At 64.4% G+C, this 13,311-nt stretch carries 14 protein-coding genes; 8 read left to right on the top strand and 6 right to left on the bottom strand.

Translation table 11 applies throughout. The features are described from left to right. Nucleotides 1–90 precede the first annotated feature (90 nt). From ACP15W_RS17010 to ACP15W_RS17020, 3 genes are all read left to right on the top strand, one after another. A complete protein-coding gene (locus tag ACP15W_RS17010; RefSeq protein WP_424934131.1) occupies nt 91–1,035 on the top strand; it encodes a diacylglycerol/lipid kinase family protein in 945 nt (314 codons plus the stop codon). Then, entirely contained in the window at nt 1,032–1,829 is a 798-nt protein-coding gene (locus ACP15W_RS17015; RefSeq protein ID WP_424934132.1) for a metallophosphoesterase family protein, read from the top strand. The genes ACP15W_RS17010 and ACP15W_RS17015 overlap by 4 nt, the downstream gene beginning before the upstream one ends. A 307-nt stretch (nt 1,830–2,136) precedes the next feature. After that, a complete protein-coding gene (locus tag ACP15W_RS17020; protein ID WP_424934133.1) occupies nt 2,137–3,750 on the top strand; it encodes a DEAD/DEAH box helicase in 1,614 nt (537 codons plus the stop codon). A 30-nt stretch (nt 3,751–3,780) separates the two neighbouring features. Here the strand turns inward: ACP15W_RS17020 and ACP15W_RS17025 are convergent, their stop codons facing one another. Continuing rightward, nucleotides 3,781–4,998, bottom strand: coding sequence for a pyridoxal phosphate-dependent aminotransferase (locus ACP15W_RS17025; RefSeq protein ID WP_424934134.1), 1,218 nt, complete (start codon nt 4,996–4,998; stop codon nt 3,781–3,783). 46 nt (nt 4,999–5,044) lie between these two features. On the opposite strand from ACP15W_RS17025, the gene ACP15W_RS17030 reads away from it, so the two are divergent. The 5 genes from ACP15W_RS17030 to aat all read left to right on the top strand — a co-directional run bounded on the left by ACP15W_RS17030 (nt 5,045) and on the right by aat (nt 9,845). Further along, on the top strand, nt 5,045–6,415 hold the full coding sequence (locus tag ACP15W_RS17030; protein WP_424934135.1) for a M48 family metalloprotease: 1,371 nt from the start codon (nt 5,045–5,047) through the stop codon (nt 6,413–6,415). A 5-nt stretch (nt 6,416–6,420) separates the two neighbouring features. Next, nucleotides 6,421–7,191: a DsbA family protein gene (locus ACP15W_RS17035; RefSeq protein WP_424934136.1), complete on the top strand. Its 771-nt coding sequence runs from the start codon at nt 6,421–6,423 to the stop codon at nt 7,189–7,191. A gap of 120 nt (nt 7,192–7,311) precedes the next feature. After that, a complete protein-coding gene (gene accB / locus ACP15W_RS17040; RefSeq protein ID WP_424934137.1) occupies nt 7,312–7,809 on the top strand; it encodes an acetyl-CoA carboxylase biotin carboxyl carrier protein in 498 nt (165 codons plus the stop codon). Nucleotides 7,810–7,840: 31 nt separating this feature from the next. Further along, nucleotides 7,841–9,184, top strand: a complete 1,344-nt coding sequence (gene accC / locus ACP15W_RS17045) for an acetyl-CoA carboxylase biotin carboxylase subunit (protein WP_424934138.1) — start codon at nt 7,841–7,843, stop codon at nt 9,182–9,184. A 7-nt stretch (nt 9,185–9,191) separates the two neighbouring features. Beyond that, nucleotides 9,192–9,845: a leucyl/phenylalanyl-tRNA--protein transferase gene (gene aat, locus ACP15W_RS17050; protein WP_424934139.1), complete on the top strand. Its 654-nt coding sequence runs from the start codon at nt 9,192–9,194 to the stop codon at nt 9,843–9,845. On the opposite strand, the gene ACP15W_RS17055 is transcribed toward aat, so the two are convergent. The 5 genes from ACP15W_RS17055 to ACP15W_RS17075 form a co-directional block, all read right to left on the bottom strand. Continuing rightward, nucleotides 9,809–10,198 carry a DUF2155 domain-containing protein gene (locus ACP15W_RS17055; RefSeq protein WP_424934140.1) on the bottom strand — a complete coding sequence of 130 codons (390 nt, stop codon included), beginning with the start codon at nt 10,196–10,198 and terminating at the stop codon, nt 9,809–9,811. The two genes, aat and ACP15W_RS17055, sit on opposite strands and share 37 nt — an antisense overlap. Further along, a complete protein-coding gene (mlaD, locus tag ACP15W_RS17060) occupies nt 10,195–10,638 on the bottom strand; it encodes an outer membrane lipid asymmetry maintenance protein MlaD (RefSeq protein ID WP_424934141.1) in 444 nt (147 codons plus the stop codon). Before mlaD ends, ACP15W_RS17055 begins: the two co-directional genes overlap by 4 nt. A gap of 27 nt (nt 10,639–10,665) precedes the next feature. Further along, nucleotides 10,666–11,040 carry an NADH:ubiquinone oxidoreductase subunit NDUFA12 gene (locus ACP15W_RS17065; protein WP_424934142.1) on the bottom strand — a complete coding sequence of 125 codons (375 nt, stop codon included), beginning with the start codon at nt 11,038–11,040 and terminating at the stop codon, nt 10,666–10,668. Between the two features lie 116 nt (nt 11,041–11,156). After that, the gene (gene clpX / locus ACP15W_RS17070) at nt 11,157–12,425 is read right to left on the bottom strand and encodes an ATP-dependent Clp protease ATP-binding subunit ClpX (protein ID WP_424934143.1); all 1,269 of its coding nucleotides are present in this window, start codon (nt 12,423–12,425) and stop codon (nt 11,157–11,159) included. A 145-nt stretch (nt 12,426–12,570) separates the two neighbouring features. Then, the gene (locus tag ACP15W_RS17075) at nt 12,571–13,197 is read right to left on the bottom strand and encodes an ATP-dependent Clp protease proteolytic subunit (protein WP_424934144.1); all 627 of its coding nucleotides are present in this window, start codon (nt 13,195–13,197) and stop codon (nt 12,571–12,573) included. Nucleotides 13,198–13,311 lie beyond the last annotated feature (114 nt).

Genomic DNA, 13,311 nt, shown 5'->3' on the forward strand with positions numbered 1-13,311 from the left:
GCTATCTCTTCCCGGCAGAGCAGGAAACCGACCGGTCGATCCACGCGTTGGAGACCGACAAACCCATAGAGCCCGAGAGGAAACCCGAAGGTGGCCGAGGAAGACCCCGCCCCCGCACAAGCCCAGGCACCCGATATCTGTGTCTTGCTCAACACCCGCTCCGGCAAGCGCCGACGGGCTGCGGAAGCCCAGTTGCATGCAGCCTTCGAGCGACATCCGGGGCGCTTCACCCTGCGCGTGCTCAAATCCGGTCAGGACATCGAGCGCAGCGCACAGGCAGCCACGAGCGAAGGCTTCCCGACCATCGTGGCGGCGGGCGGCGACGGCACGATCTCGGCCATCGCGCCCATCGTTTCGAAGGCAGGCCTGCGCTTCGGCGTGCTCCCCTTCGGCACGTTCAACTATTTCGCCCGGTCGATCGGCATGCCGGAGGAGATCGACGCGGCAGTGGATTGCCTCGTAACCGGCGAGGAGCGCCGCATTTCCCGCAGCGAGGTCAATGGCGCGGGGTTTCTCAACAATGCGAGCCTCGGGGCCTATGCAGCGATCCTTCAACGCCGCGAACGGATCTACCGCCGCTGGGGCCGCAGCCGGATCGCCGCCTACTGGTCCGTCATCGTGACCCTTCTCAGGATGCGCACCTCCCAGCCCATGCGCATCACCGTCGACGGCGAAACCCGAGAGGTGCGCACGCCGCTGGCCTTTGTCGCCGCGAATGCCTTCCAGCTCGAGACCTTCGGACTTCCGGGTGTCGAGGAGGTGCGCCAGGGCAAGCTCGCGCTTTTCCTGGCCCCTGACACCACAGGCCCGGCGCTGCTTGCCTTCGCGCTGCGGCTGTCTGCGGGCGGCATGGAAAAGAACCGCGACTTCACCCTGCTGACCGGCTCCGAGATCCGCATAGAGACCCATCGCAAACGCAGGCTCGTCGCGCGCGATGGCGAGAAGAGCCACATGACAAGCCCCTTCGACTTCAAGATCCATCCCGGCGCCCTGCGTCTCATTGTCCCGCCACAGGGGGCGGACGAGACGGGATGAGGCGCCTGCTGCACATGTCCGACCTGCATTTCGGCCGCGTGGCGCCGGAGCTGCAGCAGCCCCTGCTCGACGCGGTGGAGCGGCTTTCGCCCGATCTCGTGGCGGTTTCCGGCGACCTCACCCAGCGGGCGCGAAGCTCGGAGTTCCGGGCCGCACGGGCCTTTCTCGACCGGCTGCCCGCGCCCTGGCTCGCGGTGCCGGGCAACCACGACGTGCCGCTCTACAATCTCGCGGGACGGCTGATCGCACCCTTCCGCGGCTACCGCAGGTGGATCTCGCGCCAACTCGAACCGCTCCACCGGGATCCGGAAATGACCCTCGTCGGGGTCAACACGGTCGATCCCCATGCCCACCAGCGCGGTAAGATCGGCCGGCGCGCGATCCGGCGGGCCGCGGCCCGCCTGGGCCAGGGAGACACCGACATGATGCGCGTTCTCATGGTGCACCACCCCTTCTCGCATCTGCCGGGCGAGCCGAAGGCGCTCATGAAGGGCGCGCAGGCGGGCATCGAGGCCCTGAGCGACGCCGGCGTGAACATGGTGCTCTCGGGCCATCTTCATGTCTGGCGCGCGGACCCGGTCGCGACCCGGCTCGGGGGCGCGCAAACCCTCCAGATCCAGGCAGGCACCGGCCTGTCGACACGACGGCGCGGCGAGGAGAACGACTTTAACCTCATCGAGATCGACGGCAGATCGGTGCAGGTGGACCGATACGCGGCAACGTCGGACCTGAGTTTCGGCAGAGTTGCAAGCGTCGGCTTCCACCGGACGGCGACTGGATGGGACAGGCTCTGAAACGCCATAAAACAAGGCGTATCGAAAGAGAGATATGTTCGAACTGATACCGGCCTGAACCCGCGCTCACGCACCAAAACAATGACCTGTCCAAAGTCGCTTTCCAGTCGGTGTTTCCCGCTGAAACGGTTCTTCGTCCGGTACCCATGTATTTTACGCAACACCGCATTGATCGGCGAAAGGGCACAATTGACGTATTCGATTTATTATTGTATGCGGTGGACCCCAATGCAGGATCTCAATCCGGAGGTCCGGGCCGCGTATGGGAACTTGCGGCCAATCGACCGCAATCAGTAACGCAGGCCATATGACAAGTTTCAACGATCTCTCGCTCGACCCGCGGGTCCTTCAGGCTGTAACCGAATCCGGCTACACCGAACCTACACCCATTCAGACACAGGCCATTCCGCATGCCCTCGCAGGCCGCGACGTGCTCGGCATAGCCCAGACCGGCACCGGCAAGACGGCGTCCTTCGTGCTGCCGATGCTCTGCCACCTGTCTCAGGGACGTGCCCGGGCCCGGATGCCGCGCAGCCTCGTGCTTGCGCCGACCCGCGAGCTCGCAGCCCAGGTCGCCGAGAACTTCGAGAAGTATTCCGCGCATCTCAAGCTCTCCATGGCGCTTCTGATCGGCGGTGTCTCCTTCAAGGATCAGGACCGCCTGATCGATCGCGGCGTCGACGTGCTTATCGCAACGCCCGGCCGCCTGCTCGATCATTTCGAGCGCGGCAAGCTGATGCTCACCGGCGTGCAGATCATGGTGGTGGACGAGGCCGACCGGATGCTCGACATGGGCTTCATCCCGGATATCGAGCGCATCTTCAAGCTCGTGCCCTTCACGCGCCAGACGCTCTTCTTCTCCGCAACGATGGCGCCGGAAATCACCCGCATCACCGAGGAATTCCTCCACAATCCCGAGCGGGTCGAAGTGGCGCGCCAGGCGACCACCTCCGAAACCATCGAGCAGGCGATCTGCGAGCACACGCCGTCGCGCAAGGACCGGACAGACAGCGAGAAACGCGAGATCCTGCGCCGGCTGATCGCGGCCGAAGGGGATGCGCTGACGAACGGGATCGTGTTCTGCAATCGCAAGCGCGACGTGGATATCGTCGCCAAGTCGCTCAAGAAGCACGGGCTTAATGCCGCAGCGCTTCACGGCGATCTCGATCAGAAGCTCCGTATGCAGATCCTCGGCCAGTTCCGCGATGGCGATCTCAAGCTACTCATCGCCTCGGACGTGGCCGCACGCGGGCTCGATATTCCCAATGTCAGCCATGTCTACAATTATGACGTGCCGATCCATTCCGAGGATTACGTCCACCGGATCGGACGCACGGGCCGCGCCGGGCGCACCGGCAAGTCCGTCACGCTGAGCGTTCCGTCAGACGAGAAATATCTCGCGAAGATCGAAGAACTGGTAAAGAAGACGATCGACAGGATCGAAAGCCCGCTTGCGAAAGAGGCGCCCGCCAAGACCGAACGCGCGAGCGAGGAGGCTCCGGTGCAGAAATCCGAAACCGGACGCCGCAGTCGCGGCGGATCGCGTGGCCGCTCCGGTGGCAGCGCTTCGGGCAACGGCGGTCGTCAGGGTCGGTCTTCCAACGGCTCGCGCCGTGGCGGCGGTGAAGTCGTGGTCGGCATGGGCGATCACGTCCCGGCCTTTCTGATGCGCGACTTCCGCGGCCCGGCGGAACGGGATGCGGCGCAAGAAGCCGCAGAGGCTGCAGCAGCGGAAACCGACGCCGAGGCAGAGCCCCAGGCCGAGGCGGAGGCCAGCGCCGAAACGAAGAAGACACCCGCGCGCAAGCCGCGCCGTGCCTCGACCCGCCGCAGCAGCAAGGCCTCTGAGGCCAAGGAAACCTCAAAGGAAGAGGCTTCCGACGCGGGCGAAAGCAGCACTCCCCCCTCCGAAGCGGCCTGATCCGGGCCGCGAGAGCGTTCGGCCTGCCGCTCAGAGGGCGGCACGCCTGGGCGGAGCGTCCGGCAGGTTGCGGATTCCGCCGGGTCGGCCGGATTGCGCCCTTCCCGCGCGCTGCTTGCCCATCCAGTTGCCCAATCGGCGCAGCCCCTCCCTCAGTTCACCCTCGTCACCGGCGAAGGAGAACCGGATCGTGCCGTGGCCGCGCCCCGGATCGAAATCAAGACCCGGCGTTACCGAGACACCCGCCTCGCGCAGCAACTGCGTGGCGAAGGCGCGGCTGTCGGAGGTGAATTCGGATACATCCGCATAGATGTAGAACGCGCCATCGGGCCGGGTGATCTTCCGAAACCCGGCTTCGGGCAGCCCCTTCAGCAGGATCTCGCGGTTGCGCCCGTATTGCGGCACGCGTTCCTCGAGTTCCCCCCGCGACCGCAGCGCCGCAAGCGCCGCCACCTGGCTCACGTGCGGCGCACAGATGAACATGTTCTGGGCGATGCGTTCGATCCGGCGTACATGCTCGGGCGGCACGATCATCCAACCGATCCGCCAGCCTGTCAGGCAGAAGAATTTCGAGAAGGAATTGATCACGTAGACCCGGTCACTCAACTCGAGCGCCGAGGTCGCGGGCGCATCGTAATGCAGCCCGTGATAGATCTCGTCGGAGATATAGGCGATGCCGCGATCCTGCGCGGCCCCGATCAGCGAAGAGAGGTCCTCCCGCGGCAGGATGGTTCCGGTGGGATTTCCGGGACTTGCCACGAGCAGACCCGACAGGTCGCCTGTCAGGTCCTGCGGGCGCGGCTGAAAGCGGTGCTCGGCGGAGGTCTGGATGCCCACGGGCTGATACCCTAGGGAGCGCAGGATGTTGCGATAGCTCGGATAGCCCGGATCGCCGATCGCCACCCGGTCGCCCTCGTCGAAGAGGCTGGTGAAGGCGAGGATAAACCCGGCGGTGGAGCCCGAGGTGACGATCACCCGCTGCGGATCGAGGTCGATCCCGTACCAGTCGTCATAGAGCGCGGCGATGCCCTCGCGCAGTTCCGGCAGGCCGAGCGCCACCGTATAGCCAAGCGGGTCGGTTTCCATCGCCTCGACGAGGGCTTCTCGGGCGGAATCGGGTATGGTCGCGGCCGGCTGACCTACTTCCATGTGAATGATATGTCTGCCCCTCTCCTCTTCGGCACGGGCTTCCTCCATGACATCCATCACAATGAAGGGATCAACTTCACCCCGGCTTGATGTGCGCACACCTGATCTCCTACGTTGCCTCAACGCAATCGGCGGCAGACCGCCGATGAATTCCTCGGATCGCACAAGAACACGGGAGGGCGGCCTGAGACGCGCGATCAGCCTCATTGCCCTGACATGGCTTGCGCTACTTGCGTTCTGCCTCGCGCCTGCCTCGGCGCTCGGCCTGATCCGCGATGCGGAAATCGAAGAGACGCTCGATCGCATCTCCAACCCAGTCTTCCGCGCTGCCGCTTTGAATCCTGCGATAGTGCGAGTCTATATCGTAAATGACCCGGAAATGAACGCCTTTGTGGCTGGTGGTCAAAATATATTCGTTCACGCAGGGATGTTGATGTCTCTTGAGACAGTTGACCAACTGCGCGCCGTCATCGCCCACGAAAGTGGTCATATTGCAGGCGGTCACCTGGCCCGACGCAACGAAGCGCTCAGGGGCGTGCGCGGTGCGGCGGTGATCGGAATGCTTGGCGCGGCCGCCGCGACACTGGCCGGAAGCCCGGAGGCGGGCATTGCGCTCGCCAGTTCCTCGCAGCAGGCGATCAACCGTCAGCTGCTTTCGCACAATCGCGCCGAGGAGGCCGCCGCCGACCGAATGGGCCTGCGCTATCTCGCCATGTCGGGAAGCGACCCCGATGCGATGCTCGAGGTTCTCCGGGACTTCAAGAGCCGCGATTTCCAGCGCTCGCTGTCAGCCAACCGCTACGCCACCACCCACCCGATCTGGTCGGACCGGCTGTCGCTGATCGCCGAAGAGGCACAGAAACTGCCCGAGGGCCGGGCGCCGGACCCGGAACTGGTCTACTGGCACGCGCGCATGGTGGCGAAACTCGAGGGTTTCCTGCGCCCGCCACGCGAAACCCTGCGCCGCTACCCCGAAACGGTCGACACCGAGCCCGAAATGCTGGCCCGCGCAGTGGCGCTCCACCGGCTTCCCGACCCGGACAGCGCCATTGCCGCCGTCGACACGCTGATCGCGATGCGCCCGGACGACCCCTACTACCTCGAACTCAAGGGGCAGTTCCTGCTCGAATCGGGGCGCGCGGAAGCGGCGGCGGAGGCCTACCGCACAGCGGTCGAGGCCGCCCCCCTCGAGCCACAGATCCTGGGCGGACTGGGGCGCGCACTGCTCAACATGAACACGGAGGCCGCCAATCGCGAGGCCGCGGAAAAGCTCGGGATTTCCGCACGATATGACAAGGCCAATGCGGGCGTTCTGCGCGACCTGGCGCTTGCGGAGGCCCGGCTCGGCAACGAGGGTGCGGCAGCCCTTGCAACGGCGGAGCGCTTCGTGCTCATGGGCGACTTCCAGGATGCGGCGCGAAATGCCCACCGGGCGGCGCAGCTGCTGCCCAAGGGCTCGCCCGGGTGGCAGCGCGCGGAAGATGTGATAACGATGACACGGCGGACGCGGGAGTGAAGCCAATGACGACGAGACATGCGAAATCCTGGATCGGGCTGGCGGCAGCACTGTTCTGCGCGGCAGCGCCGGTTCGTGCGGACTCGCCCCTGCTCGATCTCGATGCGGAAAGCCGTGCGGCGCTGCACGAGGAAATCCGCAGCTACCTGCTGGAAAATCCCGAGATCATGATGGAGATGTATGCCCTCCTCGAGGAGCAGCAGCGGGCCGCGACGGCTGAGGCGGACAAAGGGCTGGTCGCACGTAACGCCACAGCGATCTTCGACGACGGCTACTCCTACGAGGGCGGCAACCCCGAGGGCGACCTGACGATCGTGGAGTTTCTCGACTACCAGTGCGGCTATTGCCGGAAGGCCCATCCCGAGCTTGCGGAGCTTCTGGAAAGCGACGGCGAGATCCGCTGGATCATCAAGGAGTTCCCCATTCTTGGGCCCAATTCCGAACTGGCGGCACGCGCCGCGATCTCCACCCAGATCAATGCGGGCGAGGAGGCCTACCTGCGGCTGCACAACGCGATGATGGAAGGCCGCGGCCAGGTGACGGAGCAATCCCTCGACGCGCTGCTGCGGGCCAACGATCTCGACCCGGAGGAGATCCGCGCGGGGATGGATGCGCCGGAAGTGACGGAGCGGATCAACGGCAACCGTGCACTCGCCGAAACGCTTCAGGTTTCGGGAACCCCCACTTTCGTCTTCGAGGATGAGCTGGTCCGCGGATACGTGCCGCTGGAGCAGATGCAGGCGCTCGTGGAGGAGAAACGTGCGGCTCTGGACTAGCCTTGCCGCAGATTTCCGGCTTTCAAGTAGCAGCCGGGCGCAATATAGCTTCGTGTAGTAACCAATGAAAACGGGCCGGAACCTGTCCGGCGGAATGACCGAGCGAGAATAGAGCGAGCCATGAAAAACAGACCGCAAGAGGCCGATGTCGATTTCATAAGAGCGCTCGCAGAACTCTTGCGGGACAACGATCTGACCGAGATCGAAGTCGAGCGCAGCTACGGCGCCGATGACGGGCTGGTGGTTCGGGTGGCTCGAGAGATCATGGCAGCGCCCGCGCCCGCACCGGTGGCAACGGCCATGGCCACGGCCCCCGCTCCGGCCCAGCAGGCCGAGCCGGCACAGGCCGCATCCAAACCCGCCAGCGGCGATCCGGCTGAGCATCCCGGCATGATCCCCTCGCCCATGGTCGGAACGGTCTACATGCAGTCCGAGCCGGGAGCTCCCGCCTTCATCCGTGTCGGCGACACGGTCGACGAGGGCCAGACGCTTCTCATCATCGAGGCGATGAAGACCATGAACCAGATCCCGGCTCCACGCGCGGGCAAGGTTGCCCGTATCCTGGTGGATGACGGATCGCCGGTGGAGTTCGGCGCCCCGCTGATCATTCTCGAATGAGCCGCCGGTCGCGCAGGAGGCATCGTTCATCATGATCAACAAGGTTCTGATAGCCAACCGGGGCGAAATCGCCCTGCGCGTCCACCGGGCCTGCAAGGAAATGGGCATCCAGACGGTCGCGATCCATTCCACCGCGGATTCCAACGCGATGCACGTGCGGATGGCTGATGAAAGCGTCTGCGTGGGCCCGCCGCCCGCCGCGCAAAGCTATCTCTCGATCCCCAACATCATCTCGGCCTGCGAGATCACCGGAGCCGACGCGATCCACCCCGGCTACGGGTTCCTCTCGGAGAACGCCAACTTCGTGCAGATCGTCGAGGATCACGGCATCGCCTTCATCGGGCCGAGCGCCGAGCATATCCGGCAGATGGGCGACAAGATCACCGCGAAGGAAACCATGCGCGTGCTCGGTGTGCCCTGTGTGCCGGGCTCCGACGGCGGCGTCGCGACCTACGAGGAAGCGCATACGCTCAGCGAAGCGATCGGCTACCCCGTGATCGTCAAGGCCACCGCCGGTGGTGGCGGGCGCGGCATGAAGGTCGCGCGCTCGGCCTCCGAACTGGAAACAGCCTTCCGCACCGCCCGCTCGGAGTCGAAGGCCGCCTTCGGCAATGACGAGGTCTATCTCGAGAAGTATCTCGACACCCCGCGCCATATCGAGATCCAGGTCTTCGGTGACGGCAAGGGCAATGCCGTGCATCTGGGCGAACGCGACTGCAGCCTGCAGCGCCGCCACCAGAAAGTGCTCGAGGAATCCCCCTCCCCGGCCATCGACGCCGCGGCGCGCGCCCGAATCGGCGGGATCTGCGCCGATGCCGTGGGCAAGATGGGTTATTCCGGCGCCGGCACCATCGAGTTCCTCTACGAGAACGGCGAGTTCTTCTTCATCGAGATGAATACCCGGCTCCAGGTCGAGCATCCGGTGACGGAAGCCGTGTTCTCGGTCGATCTCGTGCAGGAGCAGATCCGGGTCGCCTCCGGTCTGCCGCTGAGCTTCACGCAGGACGACCTCGTGCCCAAGGGCCACGCCATCGAATGCCGGATCAACGCGGAGAAGCTGCCGAACTTCTCGCCTTCGCCCGGCAAGGTGAAGACCTATTTCGCGCCAGGCGGCCTTGGCGTGCGCATGGACAGCGCGATCTTCGACGGCTACGTCATCCCGCCCTATTACGACAGTCTCGTGGGCAAGCTGATCGTGCATGGCGCAGATCGCCCCCTGGCACTCGCCCGGCTCGAACGCGCACTGTCCGAGCTGGTCGTGGACGGAATCGACACCACGACACCGCTGTTCCACCAGCTGCTTGCCGAGCCGGACATCCAGACCGGGGCCTACGACATTCACTGGCTTGAACACTGGCTCGCCCGCCAGGGCTGAGCGCGGCATGGGCGGACCCGACCGACAGGAAATCACGCCCGACCTCCTGGTGCGCGCCTATGCGTCGGGCGTCTTTCCCATGGCGGAGGACCGCGAGGCGCGCAACCTGTTCTGGGTTGATCCGGAGCGGCGGGGCATCCTGCCGCTCGACGGGCTTCGGGTCTCGCACAGGCTGGCCCGCACCTTCCGCACCCGCGATTTCGAGATTCGAATCGACACCGCCTTCGCCGAGGTGATCGACGCCTGCGCCGAGCGGCCAGAGACCTGGATCAGCGAGCGCATCAAGGATCTATACCGCGCGCTGTTCGAACGCGGCAACGCGCATTCGGTCGAGATCTGGCAGGAGGGCGCCCTGGCCGGCGGGCTCTACGGGGTCAGCCTCGGTGGCGCCTTCTTCGGAGAAAGCATGTTCAGCCGCCAGCGCGACGCCTCGAAGCTCGCGCTCATCGCCTTGGTGGCGCGGCTCCGCGCCGGGCGGTTCCTGCTTCTCGACACCCAGTTCGTCACCGATCACCTGATGCGTCTCGGGGCCTGCGAGATCAGCCGCGCGGACTACCGGAAGCGGCTCCGCGATGCGCTCGGCGTCAGGGCGGATTTCCATGCACTCGATCCGGCGGCAAGCCGTCAGGAACTGCTGCAGCTCTCCACCCAGACATCGTAGCGCGGGTGATCGAGCGCAGAGAGCGCCGGCGACGACGCAAACATCCAGCCCGAAAACCGCGCCTCCGTCTCCCGGATATCCCGGATGCGGACAAAGGCAAAGGCATCGCCCGTTGTGTCACCGCGGGGCACCCGGCAGGTATCGACCGAAACTTCTAGATGGCCGAAGCGCACCGTCTCACCCGCCCGAAGCTCGATATCCTGCGCCGCGCCATTGACCGTATCGAGCCCGCGCAGATGCACATTGGGCGCCTCGACCGTCTGTTCCGGGCCCGCGACGACCACCGATTGCGAGGCCGCGGTTGAGGCGCCGACGAGAAGCGCCGCGACAAGGACAAGAGGACGTGCGATCATTCGTTGCCGGTTCCGAAACGCATGAGAAGGTTGAGCAGGCTCACCGAGCCCTGGGTGTTCAGAAATTCATCGCCGTCGGCGAGCATGAATTCGGAGGCTCCCGGCGTGATCTCGATGTAGTTGCCGCCCAGAAGCCCCTCGGAAGCGATCTTTACGTCCGAATCTTCAGGAATTTCCAGTTCGTCATCCACAGTGAAGGATGCACGAGCGCGGTAGCTCACGGGATCGAGTTCGAGACCCGTCACCGTGCCGACCTTGATGCCCGCCAGCCGCACATCCGTGCCGACCGCGATCCCCTCGACACTGCGAAAGCTCGCATTGAGCGCATAGCTGTCGCCTTCCACACCGAAGCCGGACGTCTGGCCGGCATAGACGAGAAAGCCGCCCGCCAGCGCCAGAACCGCCGCGCCAATCACCGTTTCTGCTGCGGTATTCGCCATGGATCAATCAGCCCGTCCGAGCCGCGCTCATTCCGGCGACCAGGCCTCGTAGTCGCTGCGCGATACGGGCTGCGCCGCGAGCAGGCTGCCCGCCGGATGATAGGCCGCGGCACTGCCGGTCATGTTGGGCTGGTGCGGCTTTTCCCAGGGCTTGTGCGGCAACGGGGCCTCGGTCGGCGGCTCCTGCCAGGTGTGATGCAGCCAGCCATGCCATTCGGGCGACACCCGACTGGCCTCGGCCTCACCGTTGTAGATCACCCAGCGCTTCGCGCCGTCCGCCGACTGGTAGTAGATGTTACCGTCGCCGTCTTCTCCCACCTTCTGGCCCTTGCGCGAGGTGTAGAACCGCGTGGCAATGGTCTGGCCATTCCACCAGGTGAAAAGCTGCGCGAGAAGACTCATTCGGGGATCCTCCGGAAGCGATCGGTCACACTAGCTTATGTAGCATTCCGGGCGGCGGGTCCAGCGCCGGGGAGACAGGCCCGGACAGACAAACCGTCCGGGCGCAGGCAATCGGATCAGGAAGCGGAGGCGGACCCTTCACCCCGGTGCTCGACATATATCAGCAGCGGATCGGCCTTGCGGGTGATGCACTCCTCGTTGACCACGACCTCTTCGACACCCTGCATGGAAGGCAGTTCGAACATCGTGTCGAGCAGGGCTTCCTCGAGGATCGACCGCAGCCCGCGAGCACCGGTCTTGCGCTCGATGGCACGCTTGGCGATCGCCCGCAGCGCATCTTCGGCGAAGGTGAGCTTCACGTCCTCCATCTCGAAGAGACGCTGATACTGCTTGATCAGGGCGTTCTTCGGCTCGCTCAGGATGGTTATGAGCGCATCCTCGTCAAGATCGGTTAGCGTCGCCAGAACCGGCAGACGACCGACGAACTCGGGGATCAGGCCGAATTTCAGCAGATCTTCCGGCTCGAGTTCCTCGAAGAGCTCGCCCACGCGCCGCTCTTCCTCGTCCTTCACATCCGCCCCGAAGCCCATGGCGGAGCCACGGCCGCGCTGCGCGATGATCTTGTCGAGACCGGCAAAGGCACCACCGCAGATGAACAGGATGTTGGTCGTGTCCACCTGCAGGAATTCCTGCTGCGGATGCTTGCGCCCGCCCTGCGGCGGAACCGAAGCGACCGTGCCTTCCATGATCTTCAGAAGCGCCTGCTGCACGCCCTCGCCCGAGACATCCCGCGTGATGGAGGGATTGTCGGACTTGCGGGAAATCTTGTCGACCTCGTCGATGTAGACGATGCCGCGCTGCGCGCGCTCGACGTTGTATTCCGCCGACTGCAGCAGCTTGAGGATGATATTCTCCACATCCTCGCCGACATAGCCCGCTTCCGTGAGCGTCGTCGCATCGGCCATGGTGAAGGGCACATCCAGGATGCGCGCCAGCGTCTGGGCCAGAAGCGTCTTGCCGCAGCCCGTGGGGCCGATCAGCATGATGTTCGACTTCTGAAGCTCGACATCCGAGTTCTTGCTGGCGTGATTGAGACGCTTGTAGTGGTTGTGCACCGCAACCGACAGCACCCTCTTCGCCACTGCCTGGCCGATCACGTAATCGTCCAGCACCTTGCAGATCTCGTGGGGCGTCGGCACACCGTCCGAGGACTTGACGAGATTGCTCTTCGTCTCCTCGCGGATGATGTCCATGCAGAGCTCGACACATTCATCGCAGATGAAAACGGTCGGGCCCGCAATAAGCTTGCGGACCTCATGCTGGCTCTTCCCACAGAATGAGCAGTAAAGTGTATTTTTCGCGTCGCCGCCGCTTGTCTTGCTCATGCTCGTTCTCCGGCTCTCGCCAACCAGTCCAGCGCGTTCAACGTAAACTCACCTCTGTCGACTGTGTCACATCTCCATAGGAACATGCATGACAGTAGAATTACAAGCCCCAAGAGATCAGTGAGGTTACTGGACAAACGCTAACTTATTCCGAAGCCTCGTCCACTTCCCGACGCTTCACGATGTCGTCAATCAGGCCCCAGTCCTTTGCATCCTGCGCGGACATGAAACGATCGCGCTCCAGCGCCGCCTCCACGTCCTGGAAGGACTGGCCCGTGTGATGCACATAAACCTCGTTGAGGCGGTTTTTAAGGGCCTGGGTCTCGCGCGCGTGAATCATTATGTCCGTCGCCTGGCCCTGGAACCCGCCCGAGGGCTGGTGAACCATGATCCGTGCGTTGGGAAGGGCGAACCGCATGTCCTTGGCACCCGCGGTCAGCAGCAGCGAGCCCATGGAGGCGGCCTGTCCGACGCAGAGCGTCGAAACCGGCGGGCGGATATACTGCATCGTGTCATAGATCGACAGGCCCGATGTCACCACGCCACCGGGGCTGTTGATGTACATCGAGATTTCCTTCTTCGGGTTCTCCGCTTCAAGGAACAGCAGCTGCGCCACGATAAGCGTGGACATTCCGTCGTGAACCGGCCCAGAGACGAAGATGATCCGCTCCTTGAGAAGGCGCGAGAAGATATCGTATGCGCGCTCGCCACGGGCCGTCTGCTCGACGACCATGGGGACGAGGTTCATATAGGTCTCAATGGGATCGCTCATTGGGAAGGAAGCCTTTCTTTGGCGCTCGTCTCGTTTCTGGCGCCCGACGTATTCCAGCGTTGGATCCGTGATCTGGCTCCGGCTGGGGGAACTGGAGAACCTCGGGGGTGATTG

The sequence above is a fragment of the Amaricoccus macauensis genome, assembly GCF_049800915.1.
GTDB classification, from domain to species: Bacteria; Pseudomonadota; Alphaproteobacteria; order Rhodobacterales; family Rhodobacteraceae; genus Amaricoccus; species Amaricoccus macauensis_A.